This window comes from Marinobacter antarcticus (genome assembly GCF_011049865.1).
In the GTDB taxonomy this organism is placed as follows: Bacteria; Pseudomonadota; Gammaproteobacteria; order Pseudomonadales; family Oleiphilaceae; genus Marinobacter; species Marinobacter antarcticus_A.
The window spans coordinates 1-25268 of the sequence record NZ_DRGY01000019.1 but is presented as its reverse complement, the minus strand read 5'-3'; the positions used below and the strand labels follow the sequence as shown (position 1 = coordinate 25268).

The 25268-nt window shown below is 54.5% G+C and carries 26 protein-coding genes; 13 read left to right on the top strand and 13 right to left on the bottom strand.

Going from position 1 to position 25268, the window contains the following annotated elements:
* Positions 1 to 30 precede the first annotated feature (30 nt).
* From ENI00_RS02225 to ENI00_RS02195, 7 genes are all read right to left on the bottom strand, one after another.
* Entirely contained in the window at positions 31 to 471 is a 441-nt protein-coding gene (locus ENI00_RS02225; RefSeq protein ID WP_304098211.1) for a MaoC family dehydratase, read from the bottom strand.
* 2 nt (positions 472 to 473) lie between these two features.
* Positions 474 to 851, bottom strand: a complete 378-nt coding sequence (locus ENI00_RS02220; protein WP_304098207.1) for a thiol-disulfide oxidoreductase DCC family protein — start codon at positions 849 to 851, stop codon at positions 474 to 476.
* Positions 852 to 911: 60 nt separating this feature from the next.
* Complete coding sequence (locus tag ENI00_RS02215; protein ID WP_304098203.1) at positions 912 to 2171, bottom strand: dicarboxylate/amino acid:cation symporter; 1260 nt, start codon at positions 2169 to 2171, stop codon at positions 912 to 914.
* A gap of 206 nt (positions 2172 to 2377) precedes the next feature.
* Positions 2378 to 3409, bottom strand: a complete 1032-nt coding sequence (locus tag ENI00_RS02210) for a threonine aldolase family protein (RefSeq protein ID WP_304098200.1) — start codon at positions 3407 to 3409, stop codon at positions 2378 to 2380.
* A 95-nt stretch (positions 3410 to 3504) separates the two neighbouring features.
* On the bottom strand, positions 3505 to 5580 hold the full coding sequence (locus tag ENI00_RS02205; RefSeq protein WP_304098198.1) for an FUSC family protein: 2076 nt from the start codon (positions 5578 to 5580) through the stop codon (positions 3505 to 3507).
* A gap of 13 nt (positions 5581 to 5593) precedes the next feature.
* A complete protein-coding gene (locus tag ENI00_RS02200) occupies positions 5594 to 6478 on the bottom strand; it encodes an HlyD family secretion protein (protein WP_304098195.1) in 885 nt (294 codons plus the stop codon).
* 9 nt (positions 6479 to 6487) lie between these two features.
* A complete protein-coding gene (locus ENI00_RS02195; protein WP_304098192.1) occupies positions 6488 to 6688 on the bottom strand; it encodes a DUF1656 domain-containing protein in 201 nt (66 codons plus the stop codon).
* Positions 6689 to 6888: 200 nt separating this feature from the next.
* On the opposite strand from ENI00_RS02195, the gene ENI00_RS02190 reads away from it, so the two are divergent.
* Entirely contained in the window at positions 6889 to 7716 is an 828-nt protein-coding gene (locus ENI00_RS02190) for a zinc-dependent peptidase (RefSeq protein WP_304098189.1), read from the top strand.
* A 17-nt stretch (positions 7717 to 7733) separates the two neighbouring features.
* Here ENI00_RS02190 and ENI00_RS02185 read toward each other — a convergent pair whose 3' ends face one another.
* The 6 genes from ENI00_RS02185 to feaR form a co-directional block, all read right to left on the bottom strand.
* Complete coding sequence (locus ENI00_RS02185; RefSeq protein ID WP_304098186.1) at positions 7734 to 8432, bottom strand: crotonase/enoyl-CoA hydratase family protein; 699 nt, start codon at positions 8430 to 8432, stop codon at positions 7734 to 7736.
* 107 nt (positions 8433 to 8539) lie between these two features.
* Positions 8540 to 10027: an esterase/lipase family protein gene (locus ENI00_RS02180; RefSeq protein ID WP_304098184.1), complete on the bottom strand. Its 1488-nt coding sequence runs from the start codon at positions 10025 to 10027 to the stop codon at positions 8540 to 8542.
* A 150-nt stretch (positions 10028 to 10177) separates the two neighbouring features.
* Positions 10178 to 10357 carry a hypothetical protein gene (locus tag ENI00_RS02175; protein WP_304098181.1) on the bottom strand — a complete coding sequence of 60 codons (180 nt, stop codon included), beginning with the start codon at positions 10355 to 10357 and terminating at the stop codon, positions 10178 to 10180.
* A 217-nt stretch (positions 10358 to 10574) separates the two neighbouring features.
* The gene (locus ENI00_RS02170; RefSeq protein ID WP_304098179.1) at positions 10575 to 10958 is read right to left on the bottom strand and encodes a DUF2750 domain-containing protein; all 384 of its coding nucleotides are present in this window, start codon (positions 10956 to 10958) and stop codon (positions 10575 to 10577) included.
* A gap of 304 nt (positions 10959 to 11262) precedes the next feature.
* On the bottom strand, positions 11263 to 11469 hold the full coding sequence (locus tag ENI00_RS02165; RefSeq protein ID WP_304098177.1) for a hypothetical protein: 207 nt from the start codon (positions 11467 to 11469) through the stop codon (positions 11263 to 11265).
* Between the two features lie 131 nt (positions 11470 to 11600).
* A complete protein-coding gene (feaR, locus tag ENI00_RS02160; RefSeq protein WP_304098175.1) occupies positions 11601 to 12515 on the bottom strand; it encodes a transcriptional regulator FeaR in 915 nt (304 codons plus the stop codon).
* Between the two features lie 324 nt (positions 12516 to 12839).
* Between feaR and ENI00_RS02155 the strand changes: the two genes are divergently transcribed.
* The 12 genes from ENI00_RS02155 to ENI00_RS02100 all read left to right on the top strand — a co-directional run.
* Entirely contained in the window at positions 12840 to 14180 is a 1341-nt protein-coding gene (locus ENI00_RS02155) for a hypothetical protein (protein WP_414674196.1), read from the top strand.
* Between the two features lie 68 nt (positions 14181 to 14248).
* The gene (locus ENI00_RS02150; RefSeq protein WP_304098169.1) at positions 14249 to 15661 is read left to right on the top strand and encodes an aldehyde dehydrogenase family protein; all 1413 of its coding nucleotides are present in this window, start codon (positions 14249 to 14251) and stop codon (positions 15659 to 15661) included.
* 28 nt (positions 15662 to 15689) lie between these two features.
* Entirely contained in the window at positions 15690 to 16832 is a 1143-nt protein-coding gene (locus ENI00_RS02145; protein ID WP_349740316.1) for an amine dehydrogenase large subunit, read from the top strand.
* A gap of 11 nt (positions 16833 to 16843) precedes the next feature.
* A complete protein-coding gene (locus tag ENI00_RS02140; protein WP_414674195.1) occupies positions 16844 to 17383 on the top strand; it encodes a MauE/DoxX family redox-associated membrane protein in 540 nt (179 codons plus the stop codon).
* A gap of 1 nt (position 17384) precedes the next feature.
* Positions 17385 to 17996 (top strand): methylamine dehydrogenase accessory protein MauD, encoded by a 612-nt coding sequence (gene mauD, locus ENI00_RS02135; RefSeq protein ID WP_304098164.1) that lies wholly within the window; start codon positions 17385 to 17387, stop codon positions 17994 to 17996.
* Positions 17997 to 18013: 17 nt separating this feature from the next.
* Positions 18014 to 18535, top strand: coding sequence for a methylamine dehydrogenase light chain (locus tag ENI00_RS02130; RefSeq protein WP_304098161.1), 522 nt, complete (start codon positions 18014 to 18016; stop codon positions 18533 to 18535).
* Between the two features lie 11 nt (positions 18536 to 18546).
* Entirely contained in the window at positions 18547 to 19071 is a 525-nt protein-coding gene (locus tag ENI00_RS02125; RefSeq protein ID WP_304098160.1) for a cytochrome C, read from the top strand.
* A 328-nt stretch (positions 19072 to 19399) separates the two neighbouring features.
* Positions 19400 to 20584, top strand: coding sequence for a thiamine pyrophosphate-dependent dehydrogenase E1 component subunit alpha (locus ENI00_RS02120; RefSeq protein WP_304098157.1), 1185 nt, complete (start codon positions 19400 to 19402; stop codon positions 20582 to 20584).
* A 1-nt stretch (position 20585) separates the two neighbouring features.
* Complete coding sequence (locus ENI00_RS02115) at positions 20586 to 21563, top strand: alpha-ketoacid dehydrogenase subunit beta (protein WP_304098152.1); 978 nt, start codon at positions 20586 to 20588, stop codon at positions 21561 to 21563.
* A 26-nt stretch (positions 21564 to 21589) separates the two neighbouring features.
* Positions 21590 to 22864: a 2-oxo acid dehydrogenase subunit E2 gene (locus tag ENI00_RS02110; protein WP_304098149.1), complete on the top strand. Its 1275-nt coding sequence runs from the start codon at positions 21590 to 21592 to the stop codon at positions 22862 to 22864.
* 5 nt (positions 22865 to 22869) lie between these two features.
* On the top strand, positions 22870 to 24753 hold the full coding sequence (locus tag ENI00_RS02105; RefSeq protein ID WP_304098146.1) for a protein kinase domain-containing protein: 1884 nt from the start codon (positions 22870 to 22872) through the stop codon (positions 24751 to 24753).
* A gap of 90 nt (positions 24754 to 24843) precedes the next feature.
* Positions 24844 to 25268: class I SAM-dependent DNA methyltransferase (locus ENI00_RS02100; protein WP_304098143.1), on the top strand; the 425-nt coding region annotated here is incomplete at its 3' end.

The following is a 25268-nucleotide window of genomic DNA, read 5'->3' as shown; positions in this document are numbered from 1 at the left end:
TGAAGGTGGAAACCCGGATAGTGGAGGAAATCAATTCTGCGCGAGAATGGCACGCTCCGCTTGGCCCGGCAGTATGCCGGTTAGCCATGCCTCGATAACGGTCTCATGGTGCTGGTTGGATAACACCGCTTCGGCCTTCGCGCGATTGCGCTCATCTGCTTCGGTAATGGTAAACACGCAGGTAACGGTATCGCCGAAATACACTGGCCTGCGAAACCGGAAATTCATTCCGGACGCCAACCAGCCAATCTGCCCGCCCACTTCCGTAATCATGCCGCCCACCAGCAGACCATGACAGATCTTGCCCCGGAAGCCCTTGGCCGCAGCGAAGCGTTCATCGTAGTGAATGGGGTTCATATCCCGACTGATTTCGCCGAATGCTACGGTGTCATTTTCGGTAAACGTTCGGGTAATCGTAAACGTATCGCCCGCCTTGAGGCCCCGAATGGCCCGCTCTCGAATATGCGTCACTTTCAGCCTCCGAGCGCCCGTCTAGCGGCGAGGCGACGCTCGACCCAGTAATGGTAAAACTTCGCCAAAGCGGATCGAATAAGCGGTAAGGAGATCAGCCACGCCAGGGGCTTCAGAACGGGGACTCGCGACATCAGCAGAATGTATGCGTCCATCTCCCGGTGAATGTCGCCCTGATCGTCTTTCACGTGCAGTTCCCGCAGCGCTTTGGCCGGGTCAACGCCCTGTTGACGCAGTTCCTCGTCCCTGCCAGTGATATCAAGCCATTCAACAGAGTCTCCGGTCTTGCCCGCCAGTTTTTCATACCAGCGGCGATCCTTGATACAGGTAGAGCAGGACCCGTCATAAAAAACGATGAGTTTGCCGTGTGCCCTATTCATAAGTGCCCTCCGGTCATAACGAAAGCCTTGAAAGCACCATAACACATCAACGGTTCGCCCTTACTCAGTCTGAGCCTGAGCGCTAGCCCCGGCGGGCTCTTGCGCGTATTTGCGTTCGCTACGAGCGATAACCGCAGTAGCCACAAGATCGCCGGTAACGTTGAGCCCGGTGGCGCCCATGCCAACCAGCGCATCAATGGAAACGAGCAGGGCAACGGTTTCGATCGGCAGCCCAACCTGAGCAAAAACTGTGGCGATCATCACGATGCCTGCGCCGGGAACCCCCGCAGTGCCGATGGAGGTAAGCGTGCCGATGAGCACGATCTCCGCCATCGTCATCAAATCCAGCGGAATACCGACCACATTGGCAGCAAACACTGCAGAAATCGCGATGCGAATCGCAGCGCCGTCCATGTTGATGGTGGCGCCGAGCGGTAAGCTGAAGCCATAAATTCGTTTGGGGATACCCAGGCGGCGCGCGGCGTCCAGGGTCAGCGGCAAGGTGCCTGAACTGCTCTGGGTCGCGAACGCGGTTGCCATGGGTGTGCGTGCTTCGCGGAAAAATTCACGCAGGCGCACGCCAGACACACGCATCAGCAAGCAATAAACAACCAGGTGCACCGCAAGCGCGATATACAACACCATGACCATATCGCCCAGGGCAAGAATAGTGGCCACACCCTGCTCACCCGCGGTCTTGGCAACAATCGCGAACACCCCGACAGGCACGTACTGGAGCACGCCAGTCATCACTTTCAGAGTGATCTCGTTAAGCGCTTCGACAACTTTGTAAAGGTGTTCACCAAGCTCCGAGTGAGCCTCGGATTCCCGCAGCTTCAGTAGCGCGATACCAAACACGATGGCGATAAAGATAATGCCCAACAGGTTCAGTTCGGTAAACGCTGTAAAAATGTTGTCGGGCACAATGCTCAATAGCACGCTCGCAATCCCGGGATTGTCCGGCACTGCTACCTTGGTGCCTTCATTCAGAACCATGCCGCTTCCCGGCTTAAACAGGCTTGCGACTGCCAAACCGACAACAATAGCCAGTGCGGTCGTTAGTACGTAAAAACCAAACAGCTTACGCCCGACACGCCCCATGCTGCCGAGATTCGCCTGGTTGATGCCCACCATCAGCGTGAAAAGTACAATGGGTACAATAAGAAACTTGAGCAGGCGCAGCAGCAGATCGCCGAAAGGCGCCAACCAGTCAGCGGCCTGCTGCCCTCCGATCATACCGACGGCAACACCCAGCACCAATGCAATGCTCACACGCAATATCAACGAGGTATTCAGATAACCCTGGAAGAGAGACCTCATCAGATCACCCCAAGAGAGATTAATGTGAGCAATGGCATAATATGAGTTCCTGATCTGCGGTGGCGCAGATTGTGGTGGAAATCCCCGGGCGGGTAAACCATTGCTATCAACATGAGCGATTGATAGGGCCATTCACCGCTGATCTTGTGTCGCGAGTGTCCGGTCCGTTTGCCTGTGTGTCAGGTGCGTGATTTATCCAGCGTGGCTCAACGCTGCAGCTGTCTTACATCGGCCAGGAACTGATCAACAACCGCCGGCGTGGTGGCCCAGGAGCACATCAGGCGTGCACAGCCGCCGATAAAGTTGTAAAAACGCCATCCTTTTGCTCGCAGCGCTGCCTGCAAGGCCTCGGGCATCTCTACAAAAACCCCATTTACCTGGTTTGGGTACCTGATGGTGATGCCGGGCAATCCCGCCAACCCGTCCGCAAGCTGTTTCGCACAGGCATTGGCATGACGGGCATTTTCCAGCCACACGTTATTTTCCAGCAATCCACACCAGGGCGCAGAAATGTAACGCATTTTGGAAGCCAGTTGCCCGGCCTGCTTGCAGCGCCACTCGAAATCCTCGGCAAGTGCCTTATTGAAGAACACCACCGCCTCTCCCAGCGCCAGACCGTTCTTGGTTCCGGAGAAACACAGCACATCGACGCCCACCTTCCAGGTGATTTCCGACGGATGCACGTCCAGCGCCGCCACCGCATTGGCAAATCGCGCGCCGTCCATGTGGATGTTCAATTTGTATTGATCTGCCAGCGCGCGGATGGTGCTCAGCTCGTCAGGCGTATAAATTGTGCCCACTTCCGTTGCCTGAGTGAGGCTCAGAGCTTTGGGTTTGGGGTAGTGAATATCGGTGCGTTTGGTAACCAGGTGCTCGATGCTTTGCGGGGTAAGCTTGCCGTTTTCACCTTGCCCTAACAAAAGCTTGGCGCCGTTGGAGGCGTATTCCGGCCCGCCACATTCATCCGTTTCAATGTGCGCCAGTTCATGACAGATCACGCTGTGAAACGATTGTCCTATAGACGCTAACGCCAGCGAGTTGGCCGCCGTACCATTGAACACAAAGTAGACATCGCAATCTGTGTCAAAAAGCGAGCGCAGGCCATCTGCCGCCCGCTGGGTCCAGCTATCTTCGCCGTACGCCGGCTCATCCACACGGTTTGCGGCCTCCATCGCGTCCCAGGCCTGCGGACAGACGCCGCTGTAATTATCGCTGGCAAACTGCTCCGACCATGACACGGCAACACTCCTCTATTGGATGATAAAACGTGGGCAACCCTGAAAACTATACCCGTTCCGATTGAACACCAATCAGACCAAAGTGCGAGTCCTTGCTATCCGGACCCTGACTTCGAAAGCGATGGCGCCTCCGCCACCATTTTGGCGGTTCGCTCAAACGTCAGAGCCATACGCTCGAACATGCCCTCAATGGTTCCCGTTTGTGCATCCGGCTCTTTCACAGCGTGAATCGCGGCCAGCAGCTCTGCGCTCACGCTCCGAAACCGCGGATCCATGCCGCCGCGCGCGCTCATCAGGTAGGTATCCGCCAGCACTTGCTGCCATTCGGCAAGCTTTGCGTCAACAGCGGCGCTGCGATGGTTCTTGATACGTCGGCGCAAGCGGATGGACATATGGCCCACGTTCAGGCCGGTAAACCCCAGATCCGTCATATTATGGTTAGAGCTGCCGGAAACCTGATCGTAGTTGGCAAACCGCAGCAGGCGCTCTCCCATCCGGCCGTTAAACCAGTTTTCGGGCCGGCGCTGGTAGTCGATACCGGTGAGATCCCGAGCCGTTATCTTGAGCAAACGACGCTGCATCAACTGGCCATCCAGAGGCGTGATCAGTTTGAACACCCAGTAGAGAATGCTGATGCCTACAAACAGGCCCAACGCATTGCTGGTCGCCGTTTCCATGCTGAACGTCATGTGATTGCTTGGCTGCACAATCAGCGTAAAAGGAATACAGAAGCCCAGGCCATAAGGCAGGGTTGGCCTGTCTGCAAGCGCCAGCAAACCAATGAAGTAGGGCCCCGCAAGCACCAGAACCAGCATCTCGAAGTCGCCACTGCTTCTGGACAGCAAACCCAGCCCGAAAAGCAGCGCCACCGGAACGGCCACCACAACCCCCAACAGCAAGCGCCGCAAAATAGACGTGAGTACCACCAGAGAAAAACGCGCAAACATCACCGAAAACACAACGGGCATGATCATCAGCATAATCGCGGCCGGGGTGCCGGTGTTTAGCCATATCGTTGCCCCGATCACAAACACGACCATGGTACGGAAGCCATTAACGACACCGATTAACGGGTCCCGATGAGTTGTCAGTTTGGAGGCTTTCAGCAGTGTCTGGTCGCGATTTTCGAGCGCGTTGTAGGCTCGCAGTACCATCACCAGATCGGCCACAAGCTCCACGGCTGTCTGGGTCAGGCGGATCACAATGGCAGACTCATTCGAATACGCAGCTTTATGCTCGAGCAACGCTCGCCTGAGCGTCTGAGCCTCGCGGTAAGACTCCTCGTAACTGTCTGACTCCGCCACTTTTATGAAGTGAACCCGCATATCGGCCAGCAGCTTGCTGAACGCAGGCGATACCAGGTCCGGATGATTTCTCGGAAAGCGGCCCATGATCTGGGTTACCGCCAACAGCGACATCACTTTGTTGCACAGCAGGTTTGCGGCCCGGCTCCGGCCCGGGCCCTCAGGACCTTCATACGCGACCGCACTGGAATCATCGTTCAACCCCACCAACGTCTCCAGAATCTGGTCTGCATGCTGGTGCCGCTGCTCATGGGTGCTGTCCGAATCCAGCTCCAGTGAAAGGTATTCGAGCGTTTTGTTGATGACGGTGCGGGCATTGTTGCGAAGGCTGTCTTTGACCGTCACTGGCCACAACAACTTGCTGACCAGCATCGCACAGAGAGCCCCCACTGTGATTTCGCTGATACGGGACTGGGCAATATCGAATACCGCACGGCTGTCGGCCACACTGGGGTTTGCCATAACCAGTATGACCACCAGGCCAGCGGTCATTCCCGACATGGCAAAGGCATAGATGAAGTTGGTGTTGTGCACCATGGAGGACGCTGCAGAATTAAGCCCTATCCAGACGGTCAGGCAGGCCAGTGCCAGCAACGGGTATGGCATGAAAAACGCGAGAATCAGAATCCCCACACCACCGCCCGCAACGGAACCGAAAATTTGGCACAGGGCCTTTTCGATCACCAGGCCGCTTTCAGGGCGAATTTGCAGGAAAACAGCGGATACCAGGGCCCAGTAAGGGCGATCAAGCTCCAGATACATAGACACAAACAATGCCAGCGCCATGGATATCACTCCTTTCGAAGCAAATATCACCGCGCGCCTATTTGGCATCAGAAGCTGGTCCAGCAGCGGGTGGAGCGTCATGGAAGTGGCTCCGCTACTCTTTACCTGGGTCTGGGTCTGAGTCGGATTCCAGATAAATGGAAACCGTCATACCCGCGCTGATGGTCACACCTTCCGGGAGCGGATCAAGCGCTATATCGACTGGAATCCGCTGAGCCAGGCGCACCCAGTTAAAGGCTTGCTGTACTTGGGGCAGCATCTGGCTATCACTGCTGGTGTTTGGATCCGCGATGCCACGGGCAATACTGGTCACCTCGCCGGTCAGTTTTTTTCCGCCGGACAACAATGTAATTCGCGCTTTCTGCCCTATTCGCACCAGTTGCAGCTTGGTTTCCTCAAAATACCCGGTCACGTAAAAGGAGTCGCTTTTGATCAACGACAACACCGCCGTCCCCCGGGACACATAATTGCCCTGGCGCAGCGTCAGGTTGTTTACGATGCCACTCTCCGGCGCCAGCACGTTTGTTCGCTCCAGATCGATTCGCGCCGTGTTGAGCTGGGCCTGTGCGAGTTGATAACTGGCTTTGGCTGATTCGGCACGAAGCCGATAGGTCTCCAGGCTTTCTTCACTGATGGCCCGCCGATCCGACATGTGCTGACGGCGTTCGTATTTATGTCTGGCGAGATCCCTCGCAGTGCGCTCCTGGGCGAGCCGAGCTTCATTCTCGGCGACCTCAGCCTCGTAGCGAGTGTCGTCAATGGCAAAAAGAGGGTCATCTTTACCGACAATCTGGTTGTTTTTTACGTTCACTCCGGTCACCCACCCGGACACATCCGGAGCAATGGTGATTACGTCCGCGCGAATACGTCCATCCCGCGTCCAGGGCGAATAAAGATAATGATCCCACACCCAGGTTCCAGCAACAGCCGCAATACCCACCAATAACAACGTCAGCCCAATACGCCCCAGCTTTTCCATGAGAGTCCTTTAATCCCCGAACAAATAAACAATAGCAGCCAGATAGCAAACGAAAGCAGCCACGTCGAACCAGGCCTCCTTCCAGATATAGCGACGCCAACCCAGGTGATGCATCATTAGCCGCGTCGCTGCAGCCAGAACAAACGCCATGGGCAACAGCACCACAAATGGGCTGAACAACATTCCACCAATACTCATCTCGTGAAGCATGTCATCCCTATTACCGACGTACTGCGGTCATGATTTTCGATTAAGTGTTTGATGATAGGTACGATTTGAGCAATTGGCCAACTAGCGTATGCTATTGGCGTGATTGTTAACTACTCTGCCTCGATGTGCGCTGGCAAAACCTGAAGAACCCGAGATTACAGCAAACAGACGGCACGCACCCATGAAACGAGTTTAAAACAATGTCGCCAATCACTTTATTTGCAGTTTTCGCCGTTGCCGGCATCGCCCTGGCCATCTTCTATTTGTTCTTCTACCGCGCCTGGCGCCGAACGCGCGAACTGAAACAACCTTTCCCAAAGGCCTGGCGAAAACACCTTCAATCAACCGTACCCCTGTACCGCAAGTTGTCGGCTCCGCTTCAGCAAGCACTGGAAAGACAGGTTCAGTTGTTTCTCTCAGAGAAGCACTTCTACGGGTGCGACGGCTTTGAGGTGACCGATCGCGTTCGTGTGGCCATCGCCGGGCACGCCTGCTTGCTGATTCTCAAAAGATCGTACACAGACTTTGACGAGGTGCGCAGCATTCTGGTCTACCCGGATGTCTACCGGGTTCAGGCATCGGAGCGCGACGGCATGGTGGTGGGTGTCAGCAATCAGGTACGGGCAGGCGAAGCCTCATCTCTTGGACAAGTCGTTCTGGCCTGGTCGGAATGCGAAAGCGGGGCCATTACCCCGGAAAGTACACACAACGTCATTCTCCATGAGTTTGCCCATCAGCTTGATTATCTGGATGGAACCGCTGACGGCGCGCCACCGCTAAGCGGAGAACACGCCAAAGAGTGGCAACAAACCATGACCATCGCCTACGACGACCTCCGGCACTCGCTGAGGCACCACCGAACAAGCTGGCTCGACCCCTACGGCGCCACAAAGCCCGCGGAATTCTTTGCGGTGCTGACCGAAACCTTTTATCAGCAACCCCACCATCTTAAAGAACAACAGCCGGCGGTGTATAACCTGCTGTGTGACTTCTACAGGTTAGACCCTGGCGAACTGGCCCGGAGCTAACCCGTGGAACAGTGACGTTAAGCCGTGAGACCCAAACTCTGTGCATCTTTCTCAATGCAGCGATCCAGAAGTTCCAGATATCCCGCTTTGGTTTTCAATTTGGTTTGAGCATGGGCTTTCATGTTCAGATTGCGGAACGCCTGCGCTACTTCGTTCGCGCGCTCCAGAAGTTGCTCGGCTGCCACTGTTTCATCAAGGAAGCCTGCGGCCATAGCACTCTCGGGGCTGTAAATTTCAGCGTTGATCACCGAGCGGTAAAAGTACGCAGGTGCCAGCCGGTGCCGCGCAATTTCGATGCCGGCGTGGTGCATGGTCATACCAATGGCAACCTCATTAAGGCCCAGCTTGAAGTTGCCTTCAACGCCAATCCGATAATCCACCGACAGCATGATAAACGCACCCTTGGCAATGGCGTGCCCACTGCAGGCACCTATAACAGGAAGCGGAAACGCAGCCAGGCGACGGGTGAACGTTGAACCAACCGTTACCAGCGCGGTCGCTTCCTCAGGGCCCTTTTGCATTTCTTTCAAATCGTAACCGCCAGAGAAAATACCCGGCTGCCCGGTCAGGATAACCACGGCCTTGTCTTGCTCTGCTCGGTCGAGTGCCTGGTTCAACTCTTCAAACACTTCGTGGCTCAGGGCGTTCGCTTTACCGTTACGGATAACGATTGTCGCGACACCATCGTTCAGTGTGTACTCTACAAAGTCTGTCACCGGCGCATCCTCTTGGTGGAGTTGTGTCTCAATCCGCAGAACTTTGCCAGCTTATGCAGGCGGCCACAAATCATTCTTTACAGGGCGCAGGTCTCACTCAAGGAAAATCAGATGCGACGCTTAAGCGTCATCCGTAGATTGGCGCGGAAACCTTTCTTCGAGGCCAGCGGTATCAGATAGCTGTCGCCGTCAACATCCGCCTCAGCTTTGCTGCCACCGCGTTCGCTCCACTGTTCGTCAGTGGTGACATAGCGCAGGTTCCAGCCGTCTCCCACCGGGGTCATTTTCAAGGTGAGTGTGTCCCGATAAAGGTACTCGCCCTCTACTCTGTTCTCCGTCCACAGCGCACCGTCTACGTAGTAATCCGTCGCAGAGACCGCAAGCTCAACGGTCATCACCAGGGTTCGTCCGCGCTCAACCGTAATTTTTGAGCTGTCCAGAAACGTGGAGAACAACACCGGAGAGCGAGCGGAATCCAACCCGGTCTGCCCCGGCTTCATCATTTCGTCAAACTTGCGCAGCACCGCACTGAAGGTTTCCTTGCGCCGTTCCGTCAACCGAAAGCTGCGCGCTCCCCGGGGCGATACCGTCGCTTCAAAATAATACGACGCGCGAACCCGACGGTTCTCCTGCTTCGCTTTCTCCACGGAGGGGGGCAGTGGCAGAAATTCAACATCCATCACACCGTCCACCCTCACGTCACCAAACAGAAACCGCACCATGTTCTGGTAGCCGTCTTCAGAATTCACAATGCCATAGGGACCGCTGTGGCTGCGATACACAAAGGCTCTGGGCGCGCCTTGGACAGTGGCATTTTCGATAGCAACCAGGCCGTCACTCATCTTGCCTGCAAGCCACTTCGATACTCCCTTGGCGGCACCGTAGTCCTGCTGATCGGTCCCTACGAGGCAGAAAAACCGATCCGGATCAAACTTGCCATCCAGCGAATCCACTCTTTGCGGACTTCCCTTAAGCCCTAAAAAGCCCGCCATGGTTTCGCGATTAAAGTTGTTGATATCCCAGAGCCCCAGAAAGGCAGGCACGTTAATCCCAGCCATTTCTATGCCGTTGTGCGGCGTGGCATAGGTAAACACCTTATCCACCATTTTGCGCATCAGTGGGGTACTGATTCCGTCATTCTGCAGCAGGCATCGGCACACGAGGCCGCCCATGGAATGGGCTACAAGATGCACCCGGAACTCCTCGAGGAGTGTCGCGTTATCACCGCACAGGTGTTGCCGGATATTGAGAATCAAATCTTTCAGTTGCAGAGCCGCCGCGGGAATGGAAAGCGGCTTGCCTTCGCCAAAGTCCCGGTCGGCCTGGTCGTAGTAGCGGTAAATAACGACGGTTTTGACCGTGATGTCCCGATCAATCTCGGCACCGTCCGAAAAAGCATCGGTATACCCGTAATCCTTCATCAAGCGCAGCATCGGTGATTCGAAAATCTGCTTGTACACTGTCCCATCCCAGGATTGACGCACCTTTGTCGCGCCCAGGTTAAAGCCCATATACGGCATGGATACGGTGTCGGCAATTTCACTGGCAGTCATGGCGTAGCCACGTACGTACACGATGGGATGGAACTGGCTCATATTACGTGCATCCTTTCAGGCTGATCCTGCCCTGCACGCATGCGATATTCGTTCCGGAAGGTTCTTTATGGCGAAAAGGCCAGCACTTGCGCGGTGCCCGTCCGAGCTGCCTGGAAAAATGTGTAAAGAAGACTGACGAGCGAACGCCGGTCAGAAAAAGTAATACCGAACCATTTGCACCACAATCAACAAGGCCATCAGTGGAAAAATAAATCGTGTGAGATTACCGAAGTTGCGCACCTCACCTTTCGGTGCGTATTTCTCAACCAGCGGCAGAATCACAATCAGCGCCAAAAATAGAATCGCGAGAATAATCAGCAGTGTTCCCATTGCGAAACCTCTTCAACGCCGGCTCTGGTGCGTGCCCGGCATAAGCATGAATTTGCTGCGTGTGACTTATCCCTAGGATCTGTGGATAACGTTGTGAAAAGGCACGGGACAAGCAAGCTCAGGCCAGTGACAACGGGCGCCCAACCAACATGACCGTTAACTGACCAGAGCAATTACTAACCAGACTACTTACTGACCAACCGAAAACCACGAAGTTCTAGAAATTTGATAGCTCATCCTGCAAGTCTTTCTTCAGCTCGTCTGGCTCGGTTACCCACACCGTCTTATCAAGGCCCGGAAACACACCAATCTGCAGCCCGTCTTTCGAGAGGCCCGACACCCACTTCTTGAAAAAATCCGGCAGCGAAACGCTTTTTGGGGTCAAGTCGTCCGACCCCTTGGCGTAGGCAACGGCAAACTCCGAACTTGGCCAAACCGGCAAGTGAGCGACGCCATCATCCTCCGATACGATGGTCAGAAAGCGGTTCTCGGCATTGATCAGTATCCAGATCTCACGCTCTTCTATGACCGCGCTCAGAAAATAGTCGTATCGCTCTTCGCCGCTCATTTCGAGCACGCTCGTTAACTGCTCATCACTCATAATCTGAATCTCTGTTTAATGAATTCGACTCACGAAGCCTGAACGCTGGCGCGCTGGGCTTTTCGATATATCCAGGCCAATACCATAGCGCAAGCGCCCTTCCATTCGCCATGCGAGTGCGCCGTATACCGCGCCCCAGGGCAAGAAGGCAAACGCCACAAACAGCGCCGCCAAGCCAGACCACCCAGTTCTCTTTCAGTGCGGCCATAATGTGGCACGGCTCACGGTGCTCAGCCCAGTCATTTGCTTCCCATTGCCGTTGTGGCGTTGGCTGGAGCTCTGACTCCGGGTCGGCCTGCGCTCGTTATTGCAGAGCGCCGGGTGATTGGGTGTGTTTAACGTGCAAGCGTAATTCCATAATCTCCAGGCTAAGCGATGCAACCTCAAGATTAAGCGCCTCAATACGAGCGCCTTGCTCATTACGTTTCCGGTATCCCAGAAAGCCAAGATCTGAGCCTACGGGCATAAACAGGGCGAGACCTACCCCAAAAAGAATGAGTATTGTTTCCAAATCCCTTTTCCCTTTTCCCTTTTCCCTTTTCAAGAATCCCATCAGATGCAGCATCAACCGCCGGAGTGACGAACAGTCTATATGTGACAAAAGGAAATGGCATTATTGTCGGGGCTGAGATGAGACAGTCACTAGCCTAATGAGCAGTATTTTTTGAAATCAGACGGAGTCATTCCAAAATGACCTTTAAACGCAGTTGAAAAATAGCTAGAACTACCAAAGCCATATTTATACACAACTTCGGTTAAGTTTAATCTCCCGTTATGCGCCTTTATATAATTGGCGCACATCTCCAACCTCTGAACTTTCACATACTCTGACAGCGTGATCGAGTGACCAGAAAATGCTCGATGCAGGCTCCGCACCGAAGTCCCGACTGAGTTGGCAACCATGTATGCATTCAGGCCTGGCTCGCCGATATTTGCTTTCACAAACTCAGACGCGGCCCTGAACATCTTATCGTGGGGGTCACTAGTGCGAACACTCTTCAATACCGATGGCTTTATCAGTGTGGCCAACGAATCGAGAATCGCTGCCCCTTCTTCCTGGTCAAGGTTTTCATGCAGTGACGCCTCGATCACCAGCTTGCTGGCAAAGCGGGCAATGTGAGAATTCGAAGGGATTTTGACACCAAGCTCAACCTTACTAAGGTTCAATATCCGCTCAATAATCTGGCGCGGCAATATGAGTGATATCTGTTGCGACGGCTCCTGATATGAGAACCGGAAAGGTAATGCTGAATCTACAAGAACCACGTCTCCTGAAGTCAAAGACGAGCGGTTCCCGACCTGCTCAACCAACGAGTGGCCCAGGATCTGAAAAACACAAAAAAAGTCAGGAATCCCACTTTTGTGTATCTCTTTTGACGTGCGGTAGAGATCTGCCCCCTGGATATTAACCCTGGACATATCAAGCCAACCGCCTACTTTTTCAACCGATCCTGAAAAATCACTACCCACTGTGTTCGCCAAAAAAGGTCCGCATATATCATTGATATTACTGATCCATTTGTCGAAATCACTAGTCTGGCGGGCACATGACGACACGTGTATGACCTCTCACTCTTAGTTGTGATCAACATCAACCGAAAATGACCAAAAAACAATCAAAAGTCAAGGAATCCCTCTGGAAACCCCACCCTCTCATATCGATACAACTTCCCACTTCGTACGGAAAAAAATGTGTCGTGTCGGCATTACATTTCAACTCACTGGCGCAGGAACGAAACCTTCTGGCACCAATGAGGAAGCACGGGGCAGAATTAGTTGATAAAAGTAGAAGTTATGGTGGCTCTTGATATCACAAAGGTGAGCGGTAGCTCAAAGTTACTCCTGAAGCCATTCCAAACATACAACAACAAAGGCTAAATAATGCACCAGAGCAAGCAATTACGACGAGCAACTTTATGTGTTTTCGCGACCTTTATCGCGATTCCTACAGTTTCTGCCGTTGAAGTTTCGAGCAACCAAGATTACCAATTGAATGCGGATTTTGAACTGGCCGCCGGCATTTTCACAAGCGACAAGAGCTACCGCTACGATACCGATCAAGACGGAGCTCAATGGCAGGAAGGCTACATAAAGTATGGGCTGTCGGGCAGCTACTCAACGGGCAACAGCACCGCGGTTTATGGAAGCGTCAATGCACTCTCGTCAGGCACATGGGGTGATGGCGATGCCGGCGGCTTCACCACGGGTGACGAAAGCAATACCGATCTCGAAGATGCCTATATTGGTTTTAAATCCGGCAACCTGCTGCCGTTTCTTGGTCAGGATGGTTTGGATATTTCCATTGGCCGCCAGAACTTCGCGATGGGCAATGGTTTTCTGATAAACGGAGACGCCTTGAACCTGGGCGAAGGCCTGAATGGCGGCGGTTTCGATTTTGATCGCGGTGGCGCCTACTGGCTGGCGGCAAGAAAAGCCTTCGACAAAACGGCGCTGGTGCAGATTGGCGGTGACGAAGGAGTGCGCTCGGACCTGTTCTGGATTGAATCAGACAATAAAGTCCAGGCCGATACCGAGCTAACTGGCATCAACCTTGAATATGTATCCCCTCATGGAACCTTCGGCTTAATGCACCTGAAAGGTCTGGGCGTTAACGAGCCTTACGCGCAGGCGCTTGGCCTGACAGCCAGAGACGGACAAAACACCACCAGCCTTCGGTATCAGGGTAACGCCGGTGTAGACCCGCTTTTCCTTTCGGCAGAATTTGTCACTCAGGACCAAGGTGACGCTAGCAGAAAGGACGCCGACGCCTGGTATATGGAAGCCGGGTGGAGCTTTGAACAACAAGTATGGTCTCCAAGCGTCAATATCCGATACTCAACATTTGACGAAGATTTCGACCCCCTGTTTTTCGGCTTTAATCGCGGTTACGGCACCTGGTTTCAAGGTGAAGTCGCCGCCAACTATGCCGGTCCCTTTAATAGCAACACAGATGTTCTCCACGTTGGCGTAAAAGCCTATCCCGCTCCCACTGTCACAGTCGGCGCTTTATTCTTTGACTTCAGTGACACAGCCCGGGGAAGCGGCTCTTTGGATAGCCAAGAGCTCGACCTTTACGCTGAGTGGGCTGTTAACGACCACCTGTTCCTGAGTCCCCTTATTGGTTTCTTCAAGCCGGACAAGCGCGCAGCTGACGGCGGCAGTCAGTTCCAGGACAACGACCTGAACACCTACGCTCAAATAATGGCGGTTATTTCCTTTTGATAGCCGGGACGAGCCAGTCACCCAGCCCCCGCAGAGATGTGGCCTACCAATAATCGGAGATCAGAGAAATGCAGACTTACCGGAATACCGTAAACGGAACGCTTGCAGAACCCGCCAGCAGCTATGAAATCTTCAATCCTGCTAACGGGCAATCCCTGGGAATGGCACCAAAGAGCGATGAACTGGAGGTAGACCGCGCTGTGCAATCGGCGACGCTCGCGCAAAAAAGCTGGGCAAAACACGGTGATCAAGAGCGCCGCGACATCGTTCATAAGGTCGCTCAGATTCTTGAGGAAAATTCCGAGTATCTGGCTGAACTGGTTACACGGGAACAGGGAAAACCGTTGTCTGGCCCCGGTTCAAGGTTTGAACTGCAGGCCTGTGTCGGATGGACTCAGGTCCCAGCCAGCCTGGAACTGCCGCCCGAGGTTGTGTACGAAGATGACGAGCGTAGAGACACCTTGCATCGCGTTCCGCTGGGTGTTGTAGCCGCAATCGCTCCGTGGAACTGGCCGTTGATGATTGCGATATGGCAGATCATTCCGGCCATACGAATGGGAAACGCAGTGGTTCTGAAGCCTTCTGAATACACACCTATTGCAACACTGGAGATGGTGAGACTGATTAACCAGGTTCTTCCGGCTGGCGTGCTAAACACCGTAACCGGAGACGGAACCATTGGCAGTAAACTGACCCATCACCCTGATATCAACAAAATCATGTTCACCGGCAGCGAAACTACCGGGCGCCGTATTATAGAAGCCTCCGCGAAAAGCCTGTCACCTATCACCCTGGAGCTAGGCGGGAACGACGCAGCCATCGTTTTGCCCGGAACGAACATTAAAGACATTGCCACCGATTTGTTCTGGGGAGCATTCCTGAACATGGGCCAGACCTGTGCCTGCATTAAACGCCTCTATGTCCATGAAGACGATTATGAAGCCGTCATGTCAGAACTCAGCTTAATCGCCAGCCAGACGAAAATGGGTGACGGCATGGATGAGTCGGTGCTGATTGGCCCTCTGCAGAATAAAATGCAGTTTGAAAAAGTAAGGGAACTCATATCCGACGCCCAAGCCAACGGCTGCGATATTCAGGAGTTTGGTGAGGTACCGGGCAAGGGCTATTTTTTGCCCATTACTCTGGTTGGCAATATTGAGGACGGTCAAAGGCTGGTCGATGAGGAGCAGTTTGGCCCTGCGCTTCCGATTATACGTTATCGCGAACTGGAGGATGCCCTCGAGTCTGCGAACAGACTTGAGGCTGGGCTTGGCGCCTCTGTGTGGACCGACAAGCCTGAGGAGGCGAGCGAACTTGCAACTCGGCTGGAAGCCGGGACGGTGTGGGTCAACCAACACGGTGCGATTCACCCCATGGTGCCCTTCGGAGGCAATAAAGCGTCCGGCTACGGCGTCGAGTTTGGCATTGAAGGACTAAAGGCGGTTACTCAAAGTCGAGTGATCAGCATAAAGAAAAAATAACTCAGAAAAACAAACATCGAGGACTCTGATGATGCATCTACCCAAAAAAATGGTGTGCTGCCTTGTGGTAGCGTCCAGCCTTATTGCTGCAAGTGCAAATGCGCGGCTACCGAATGAAACCGTTGGCAGCACTACTCTGTCGCTGCCTGACGATCACCGAAGCTATATGGTGGACTTTGAGTTCAACAACATGGTTTCTACTCGGGTTGTTGTGATTGACCCCGACAAACAGAAATACCTTGGGATGATACCGACGGGCCACGCCGCTCCTGCAGTGCTTTCTAAGGATAGGAAGACCATTTTTACCGCTGACTTCTTCTTCACTCGCTATGTACGCGGGGAGCGCACGGATGTTTTAACCGCTTGGGATAGCCAGACCCTCTCGCCAAAGTGGGAGCTCGAGCTCACAAGCGAGCGGGCCTTCACGCTGACGGAGCGCTTTTCGCTTGCAACAAGTGCCGACGACAAGTTCGTCTACATATACAATTTCACGCCCTCAACGTCGGTAACGATTATTGACACCACCAAACAAGAGATGGTTAACGAGATTGCGATCAACGGCTGCATTCTGAACTATCCGGTTGGTGAACGACGGTTCGCCTCCCTTTGCGGCGATGGATCACTTCAGATGATTACGTTGAATGACGATGGCGAGGAGATCAATCGCACCAAGACCACGTTTTTCGATCCGAACGAGGTGAAGCTGGTCGAGAGAGCTACGGTCGTTGACGAGACTTACTACTTTGTTACCACACTGGGTGAAGTTATGCCCGTTGACCTGTCCGGAGACGAAGTCAAGGTATTACCCCGCTGGTCCCTCGTCACTGACGAAGAGCGCGCTGAAGGCTGGGCCCCAGGTGGCTGGCAATTTCTGGCCGCAGCGCCGGGACTGAATCGCCTTTACGTGCTGATGCACCCGGACCACGAATCCTACAACTGGGAAGATCCAAGCCAGACTGTTTGGGAGTTTGATCTGAAAACCGGTGAAAAGCTTGGAACCCTGAAGTCGCCCAACCTCATCTGGAGCCTGAACGCCACCTCAGATGACAAGCCTCTTCTGCTTGGTGCCAACATTGAAGGCGGGCTGGAGATTTTTGACCTCTCCACCGGCGAGCACAACGGCACAATGGACGGCGTAACCAAAACGCCAACGTTGATACTGAACCACTGAGAGGTGACGTGATGATAGATCCTATTGTCAGTACATCGGCTGCTCTGGCGCTAGCCGTTATATTCGCCAGCGCTGCAAGCCACAAGCTCAGACACCCCAACTGGTTTCGTCGCCAGGTGCGTGAGTACGAGCTAATTCCAGGACTGATGGTGCCAGTCGCAGCTCGAGCCCTGCCCATCGCAGAGCTCGTGATTGCCGCCGGCCTGCTGTGGAGTATAAGCAGGCCTTATGCCGGCGTTCTGGCATTGTTGCTGATTGTTCTCTACGGGCTGGCTATCGCCATCAACCTGGCCCGTGGCCGCAAAGACATCGACTGCGGATGCTCTGGCCCAGCAATGCGCCAGCCCCTGCAGCCAGCGCTGCTCGCTCGCAATTTGCTGCTGGCTGTCATTGCGCTGGGGGCATTGCTGCCTATGCTCGACCGGCCCCTGGGCCTGCACGATAACTTCGTCATGATCGCAGCGGGAACCGTCCTGGTTCTGCTTTATACAGCCACAGACCTCTGGTTGGCCAACCGGCCTTTATTGCTAAATTTGTCAGGAGAAAAATAAGATGCAAGCACTTATAGTTTCAAACATTTTGCTTTGGCTGCTTTTAATCGTCAGCTCTTTGGTGCTTCTCGGCCTTATCCGGCAAATTGGCGTTTTGCATTCACGCATCGCCCCCGCGGGCGCACTTATGCTCGATAAAGGTATTGAGGTTGGACAACCTGCACCACAAGTTACAGCCGCAGACCGTTTCGGACGCCCGATCAACATCGGCTATGCAGGTGAGCGGTCGACCCTGCTCTTTTTCCTTTCGCCTACCTGCCCGATTTGCAAATCATTGATACCCGCAATCAAGGCAATCAGCCGGTCGGCTAAGGATCTGGATGTTATTTACGTGAGTGATGGCGATGCCGCCGAACACGACAAGCTCATAGCACAGGCCGGGCTCGAAAAATCCAGCTATGTCGTTAGCCCTGAAATTGGTATGACCTATCAGATTGGCAAGCTGCCGTATGCGGCGCTGATTGATCAGGCCGGCATCCTCAAGGCCAAGGGCCTCGTCAACTCCAGAGAACACTTGGACAGCCTTTTTGAAACCGAATTACTGGGCTCATCAACGCTTCAGGACTACATGAAGGCGCAATCTGAATCCCCGGGCATTCACACGCCATCCTGATTATGGAGAAGAATAAAATGAAATTTCTTGATCGCTTTTTTGAAAGCTCGTCGCGCCACGTAGCCAATACAACCGGTCGGCGCCAGTTCATCGCAAGATTTGGCTCCTTTTTGGCCGTCGGTGTGGCTGCACCGGCCCTTCTTCCTATCGACAGAACCGGTAAAGCACTTGCTGCCGGAGCGCCATCAGCCGGAGATCCCGGCGACCCCACCAGTTGCGATTACTGGCGCTACTGTTCTGTAGACGGGTTTCTATGCAGTTGCTGCGGGGGCTCGGTGACCACTTGTCCGCCAGGAACAGAGTCCTCCCAGGTCACTTGGGTCGGCACCTGCCGCAACCCGGCCGACGGTATCGATTACATCATTTCGTACAACGACTGTTGCGGCAAGCACAGCTGTGCTCAATGCGCATGTACACGCAACGACAGCGAAGAGCCCATGTACCGGCCCTTCAACAACAATGATATTAACTGGTGCCTTGCCACCAACAGTAACGTTTACAATTGCACTGTAGCCGTTATTCGGGGCGTAGCGTCCTGAGGAGCATAGCAATGCGCTCAACATTCTGCGCTTTGGTTTTAACCCTTATTGTGGCCTCTCCTTCGGGAGAGGCGCGGGTTATTCCGGATCCCAGCCAAAAGCCAGCCCCGGGCAACGAGGCCCGCCAGACACCCTTGCGCCGGGCCAATTATTCACCGGCAGTGAATTATCAGTTGCAATGTTTGGGCTGTCACCTGACCAACGGCGAAGGCTCGCCTCGTCACGATATTCCAATGATGAAAGGCTTTGTCGGCAACTTCCTGAAAGTAGAAGGGGGCCGGGAATTCCTCATGCGGGTTCCGGGCGCCTCGCTGTCTGCGCTTAGCAATCAACAGTTAGCCGAATTGCTCAACTGGATGTTGCAAGACGATGGAATTGCCGGAGGTAGTGCGCCAAAAGACTTCAAACCTTATACGGGTAAGGAAGTTGCGGCCTACAGGAATGTCATGATTAAAGACCTTCCAGGATACCGATCAAGTCTCATTGAACAGATAAGAGACCTGGGCATAGACATTCCCGACGACGTTATCCCATAGCCTCACTCGTACCCTTTCAACGCGGCTCAGGGCGTAATCACGCCCCCAGCCGCGTTTTCTTTTGTTAACACCGACAGACCAAAACTTCCTCAAAACTGACACTACCCAAGAATCGCACTTTACGTTAAGGTCAATTTCACCAGACATGTGTCGGTTTTACCAAATTCGAACAATCTGGAAACGAGAGCATCATCGCAACGCCAGCAGGGTTGCGTAAAGCGTTCTATACTTCGGCAAAACACCGGCGCATAAAACAAGGCTCTTTACATTATCGAAGCCCTCACAAGGGGCATTGCGTTCCTCAAGCCACCACCCCAGGAAGAGGATTATGACAACAACAAAGTCCAAAACCGTTTGTACCCCTGTTTTTACGGACGGTGCGGAATTCCGCATTCCAACGTTTAAACTCCTGAAACAGGACGGCTCGCTCTACAAAGGCGGCAAAGCTCCTGACATCGACAAAGAAAAAGCCCTGCGAATCTATAACGCGATGGTTACAACCCGCGTTCTGGATGAGCGCATGTTGGGCGCCCAGCGCCAGGGTCGCCTCAGCTTCTACATGCAGTGCACCGGCGAAGAGGCTTCCATTATTGGCAGCACCGCCGCACTGGATGACGCCGACATGATCATGGCGCAGTACCGTGAACAGGGCGCACTGGCCTATCGTGGCTTCACCATAGACGAGTTCATGAACCAGCTATTTGGCAATGAGAAAGACTACGGCAAAGGCCGCCAGATGCCGGTTCATTATGGCTCCAAAAAACTCAATTACATGACCATCTCATCGCCGCTGGCCACGCAGATTCCCCAGGCCACCGGCTACGCCTACGGCCAGAAAATGGCCGGTGACGGGCATTGCACCGTGGTCTATTTCGGCGAAGGTGCAGCGTCGGAAGGTGACTTCCACGCGGGCCTTAACATGGCGGCCGTGCACCGCGTACCCGCGATTTTTATTTGCCGTAACAACGGATACGCCATTTCCACACCCGCCGTTGAACAGTTTGCTGCAGATGGCATAGCGCCCCGGGGCTTTGGCTACAAAATGGACACCATACGGGTAGATGGCAACGACATTCTGGCGGTATACCAGGCCACTGAAGCGGCCCGCAAACTGGCGGTGGAAGAGAACCGGCCCGTTCTGATTGAAGCCATGACCTACCGCCTGGCTGCGCACTCATCCTCGGATGACCCTTCGGGCTACCGCAGCAAAGACGAAGAGGCGGTGTGGCGCGAGAAAGATCCTATCCTGCGCATGCAAAACTGGCTCACCAGGAAAAAATGGTGGAGCGAGGCCGAAGAGAAAGAATTGCAGGAACGCCTGCGTCGCGAAGTGCTCGAAACCATGAAGCAGGCCCAAAAGCTCCCACCGCCTGCGCTGGAAACCCTGGTGACGGATGTATACGACGAAGTACCTCCGCTACTGAACGCGCAGTTTGAAAAACTCAAAGCACACATCCGCAAATATCCGGATGAGTATCCAAAATCGGCCGCGCACGCTGAAGGAGGGGCTTAACATGGCGAAGATGAACATGCTGCAGGCCATCAATGATGCCCTGGATATCGCGATGGCCGCCAACGATCGGGTTCTGTGCTTCGGTGAAGATGTGGGTATTTTTGGCGGCGTATTCCGGGCCACCAGCAACCTGCAACAAAAGTACGGCAAAGACCGCTGCTTCAATACGCCTCTGGTAGAACAAGGCATTATTGGTTTCGCCAACGGCCTGGCGTCTCAGGGATCATTCCCGGTGGCCGAGATCCAGTTTGCGGATTACATATTCCCGGCCTTCGACCAGATTGTTAACGAGTCTGCGAAATTCCGTTACCGCTCGGGCAACCTGTTCAACGTGGGTGGTTTGACCATTCGCGCGCCCTACGGTGGCGGCATAGCCGGTGGCCTGTACCACTCCCAGTCGCCAGAAGCCTATTTTGCCCACACACCGGGCTTGAAAATCGTGGTGCCACGCAATCCGCACCAGGCCAAAGGGCTGTTACTGGCCTCCATAAACGACCCCAATCCGACTCTGTTCTTCGAGCCCAAACGCCTGTATCGCGCCTCCACAGGCGAAGTGCCCGAAGGCGAATACCAGTTGCCCATAGGCGAAGCCGAAGTCTTGAAGGAAGGCTCAGATGTAACGGTACTGGGCTGGGGTGCTCAGATGGAAGTGATCGACAAGGCCGTCGAAATGGCGGAAAAAGAAGGCATCTCCTGCGAAGTCATTGATTTGCGCACCATCCTGCCCTGGGATGTGGAAACCGTTGCCGAATCGGTGCTCAAAACCGGGCGCCTGGTGATCACCCACGAAGCACCCCTCACGGGCGGCTTTGCCGGCGAGATAGCCGCCACCATTCAGGAGCGTTGCTTTCTGTATCTGGAATCACCGATCGCACGGGTCACCGGGATGGACACGCCCTTCCCGCTGGTGCTTGAGAAAGAGCACTTCCCTAACCATCTGAAGGTCTATGAGGCCATTCGGGAAAGCGCCGAATTCTAGACTGATATCCGGACAGGAGAACAATGATGAGTGATTTTATACTGCCCGATATCGGCGAAGGTATCGTGGAATGTGAGCTGGTTAAATGGCTGGTAAGTGAAGGTGATTTAATCGAAGAAGATCAGCCGGTTGCCGAAGTAATGACCGACAAGGCACTGGTGGAAATTCCTGCCCCCTATAAGGGCCGGGTAACCCGCCTTTACTGGAAGGAAGGCGACATAGCAAAAGTGCATGCGCCGCTGTTTGAACTGGTTGATGAAAGCGGTGAGGGCGAAGGCGAACCGGCCAAGGCCATTGATGAGGGCAAAAGCGCTGAGCCAGAGGCAACGCAGGCTGAGCCGAAGAAGAGCGCTGGTCGCGCAGAAGCGGTCGCCTCAGCGGCCCCATCGGCCCGCCAAGACGGGGAGCGCACGCCCGCCAGCCCCGCTGTACGCCGCCTGGTTCGCGAAAACGAACTGATGCTGGACAGCATCGAGGGCACAGGGAAGGATGGCCGCGTACTCAAAGCCGATGTACTGGCCCATCTGGAACAACCTGCCTCTGGCAGCACATTGGCCTCAGCGGGCGGAGCACGCAGGCGTGACGCACAAAACCAGGAAGTCCGCATAGAGCCCATCAAGGGCATGCAAGCTGTCATGGCCAAGCGCATGGTGGCGTCGGCAACCACCATTCCGCACTTCATTTTCAGCGAAGACATTGACGTTACGGAACTGCTGAGCCTGCGCCAACAGCTCAAGCCCGTGGCCGAAGCCCGTGGCTCTCGCCTCACACTCATGCCATTCATCATGAAGTCCATCGCACTCGCGGTGCGTGAATACCCGGTACTCAATAGCCAAATCAACGAGAACGTCACCGAGGTTCACTATCAGCTCCAGTGCAACATCGGCATGGCGGTGGACAGCAAGATCGGGCTGCTTGTACCCAACGTGAAAAACGTAGGGCAGCTTACCCTGCTGGAAATTGCCGATGAGGTAACCCGGCTCACCGAAGCGGCCCGGGAAGGCCGGGTAAGCCAGGCGGACCTCAAAGGCGGCACCATTACCATTTCCAACATTGGCGCACTGGGCGGCACTTATGCCTCGCCCATCATCAATGCGCCGGAAGTGGCGATTGTGGCGCTGGGGCGCACCCAGAAATTGCCGCGCTTTGATGCGAATGGTCAGGTTGTAGAGCGCGCCATCATGACCATCAGTTGGGCGGGCGATCACCGCATTATTGATGGCGGCACCATCGCCCGATTCAACAACCTGTGGAAGAGCTATCTGGAGTCACCGCAATCCATGCTGCTCCACATGGGCTGACCGGTATGGCGCCACCGAACCCGTCATCGCCGATGTCGCAGTCGCCGCAACCGGCACAGCTGCAGCAATTCTACATCCCGGAAGAGCAGTCGGTTTACCTGCTCAGCCATGACGATGCGAGAAAGCTAAAAGACTGGGTTGAGCTGTGCACAACCCAGCTCAAGCAGATGGGCTATGCCGACATATCGATGATTGGCAAGGGCGCCTACGGTTTTGTGTTTGCCGGCCGGCTACCTTTGGAGGGCGCGCGGGATCTTGAGCACGTGTTCAAGTTCACCCGCATCACCCTGCCCCAACACCTGCACGACCGGCTGGAAGACGAAGCCTATATTCTGGAACAGGTAGAGCACCCTCGGGTGCCCGGCCTGGTCGCGTTCCACCGCGCCGGCAGCCAGCCAATTCTGGTCATGGAACGGGCGCCGGGCTTTAACCTGGAAGAAGTATCGCTCCAGCAAGGCCGGTTGAGCCCGCGCCTGATTATTCGCATAGCAGATCAACTGGCGGACATTCTGCGAAACCTGCGACGCGAAGCCGATAACGGAAAGCGCCCTATCGTGCACGGCGACATCAAACCGTCCAACCTGGTGTTTGATGCCGAGACCGAAAACATTGCGCTGATCGATTGGGGCTCCTCGGTGTTTGCCCAACTGGACGCCAACCAGCAGTTCCTCAGCCCCAGCGTAATGGAACTGATGTCTGACAACCTGCAACAAACCAATGCTCGCCTGGGCGATGTGTATTTTATCGGTGAAGAACAACTCTACGGTGGTTTGTCGTCCCCCAGGTTTGATGAGCAAGGCGCAGCGGCCACGCTTTACGCGCTGGCTTCCGGCCAGTCCTGTCGCTTTGGCCATCTGGCCATACCCGCCACATCGCTGGGCTTACCCATGGAGTTTGCCCGCATGCTGGAAGGTATGCTTGACCCGGATCCCGCCCGGCGTATGCGTGCCGGTGAATATTATCTGAATGAGATGCCTCGTATGGGCCGCACGGTGATGATTGACCTGCCCGAACCTGCCCCCGTGCCCCTGGTTCCAATCTGGACGCGCCTTTCCGGGCGCGAAATCGACACCGTGGTTTACAGCTCTCGCAAATCCTTTCTGCGACAAGAAGGCGCCCCGGAAACCCTGAACGACGTCAACGACGTGCAACTGGATCGCTACTACAAAAATTTCATGCAGGGCATGGGCGAAACGGAAAAAGCGTTCCTGGCAGCGGTTAGTCGCCTCGGCCGTTATCCGGTGGAAGGCGGACTCGCAGTGCGCTGGGAGACAGACGGCATTTACGTGGATACGTCCTTGAATCTGCACGACCCGAAACTCAAAACCGCGTTTACCACGGCCGTAAACAACATGGTCAACCTGGCGCAGGCAATCTATCGCCAGGGCATCTTCAAAAGCTGCCTGTTCAACGCCCGAGACACCCTGCACATCGAACGCGATGAGCCTGAGCAACAGTTCATTGCCCCACCCGAGATGCGACTGCCCTATCAGGTAAGTTCTGCGCCGGAAGTGGAGGATCGCTCACGGGTGCACTCCTATTTTGAGGACGGGCCAGATCCGGAGGAGTTTCTGGTGCTGCCACAAACCATTATCACCTCACTCGAAGCGCTCAACACCATTCGCCACACTGGCATGATTATTTTCGAAGCCTTGCCCCGCCACCTCAAAATACACAGCCAATACCGGCTTCTGGATCCTGAAAAAGAAGACGAATTTCGCCAGCGGCTGGACGAAATCCTCGCAGCGGTGGACCAGATATCCGGGCTGGGCGTGTCTGGCTTTATGAAAATGCCCTATAAAGACACCCGCTTTTTCCCACACATTGAGCGCCTTGCGGAACGGTATTACCCTCGAAACCCGAGGCAAGACACCACAGAGACACGCTAACTCCCAAGATACTTACGTGCTTCGCAAATACGCCGGGTTGGTTTACGATGCCCTGCCAAAGAGTGTTCTCGCCAAAACCGCCAGGCCGCCATGTCCTCACATTATCTGTATACCGACTTATCCGATTATTACGATTTACTGTGCACAGATATCAACTACCAAGCACAAAGCTGCGGCGTACAGAGGTTGCACAGGCTTTTCGGCACCGATGGCAACACCCACTTGGATCTGGCCTGCGGCACCGGACCGCACGTGCGCCACTTTATCGATTTCGGATATCAAAGCAGTGGCCTGGACATCAACCAGCCCATGCTTGAAATAGCCCGGAAACGGTGCCCACAAGCGTCTTTTTCATTAGGGAACATGTGCGATTTTGACGTTGATGAGCCTCTGGATTTAATCACCTGTTTTTTGTATTCCATTCACTACAGCGATGGAATTGAAAAACTGACGCAGTGCATTGTCAGCGCACACCGCGCCCTGAAACCCGGCGGTGTGTTTTGCTTTAACGCCGT

Bases quoted from the DNA above. Each gene is read 5' to 3' on its own strand.
- ENI00_RS02150 (WP_304098169.1), top strand. From the start codon at position 14,249: ATGCAGACTTACCGGAATACCGTAAACGGAACGCTTGCAGAACCCGCC.
- ENI00_RS02120 (WP_304098157.1), top strand. From the start codon at position 19,400: ATGACAACAACAAAGTCCAAAACCGTTTGTACCCCTGTTTTTACGGAC.
- ENI00_RS02200 (WP_304098195.1), bottom strand. From the start codon at position 6,478: ATGGAAAAGCTGGGGCGTATTGGGCTGACGTTGTTATTGGTGGGTATT.
- ENI00_RS02190 (WP_304098189.1), top strand. From the start codon at position 6,889: ATGTCGCCAATCACTTTATTTGCAGTTTTCGCCGTTGCCGGCATCGCC.
- ENI00_RS02180 (WP_304098184.1), bottom strand. From the start codon at position 10,027: ATGAGCCAGTTCCATCCCATCGTGTACGTACGTGGCTACGCCATGACT.
- ENI00_RS02110 (WP_304098149.1), top strand. From the start codon at position 21,590: ATGAGTGATTTTATACTGCCCGATATCGGCGAAGGTATCGTGGAATGT.
- ENI00_RS02155 (WP_414674196.1), top strand. From the start codon at position 12,840: ATGCACCAGAGCAAGCAATTACGACGAGCAACTTTATGTGTTTTCGCG.
- ENI00_RS02115 (WP_304098152.1), top strand. From the start codon at position 20,586: ATGGCGAAGATGAACATGCTGCAGGCCATCAATGATGCCCTGGATATC.
- ENI00_RS02130 (WP_304098161.1), top strand. From the start codon at position 18,014: ATGAAATTTCTTGATCGCTTTTTTGAAAGCTCGTCGCGCCACGTAGCC.
- ENI00_RS02195 (WP_304098192.1), bottom strand. From the start codon at position 6,688: ATGCTTCACGAGATGAGTATTGGTGGAATGTTGTTCAGCCCATTTGTG.
- ENI00_RS02220 (WP_304098207.1), bottom strand. From the start codon at position 851: ATGAATAGGGCACACGGCAAACTCATCGTTTTTTATGACGGGTCCTGC.
- ENI00_RS02125 (WP_304098160.1), top strand. From the start codon at position 18,547: ATGCGCTCAACATTCTGCGCTTTGGTTTTAACCCTTATTGTGGCCTCT.
- mauD (WP_304098164.1), top strand. From the start codon at position 17,385: ATGCAAGCACTTATAGTTTCAAACATTTTGCTTTGGCTGCTTTTAATC.
- ENI00_RS02145 (WP_349740316.1), top strand. From the start codon at position 15,690: ATGATGCATCTACCCAAAAAAATGGTGTGCTGCCTTGTGGTAGCGTCC.
- ENI00_RS02170 (WP_304098179.1), bottom strand. From the start codon at position 10,958: ATGAGTGATGAGCAGTTAACGAGCGTGCTCGAAATGAGCGGCGAAGAG.
- ENI00_RS02175 (WP_304098181.1), bottom strand. From the start codon at position 10,357: ATGGGAACACTGCTGATTATTCTCGCGATTCTATTTTTGGCGCTGATT.
- ENI00_RS02140 (WP_414674195.1), top strand. From the start codon at position 16,844: ATGATAGATCCTATTGTCAGTACATCGGCTGCTCTGGCGCTAGCCGTT.
- ENI00_RS02215 (WP_304098203.1), bottom strand. From the start codon at position 2,171: ATGAGGTCTCTCTTCCAGGGTTATCTGAATACCTCGTTGATATTGCGT.
- ENI00_RS02205 (WP_304098198.1), bottom strand. From the start codon at position 5,580: ATGACGCTCCACCCGCTGCTGGACCAGCTTCTGATGCCAAATAGGCGC.
- ENI00_RS02105 (WP_304098146.1), top strand. From the start codon at position 22,870: ATGGCGCCACCGAACCCGTCATCGCCGATGTCGCAGTCGCCGCAACCG.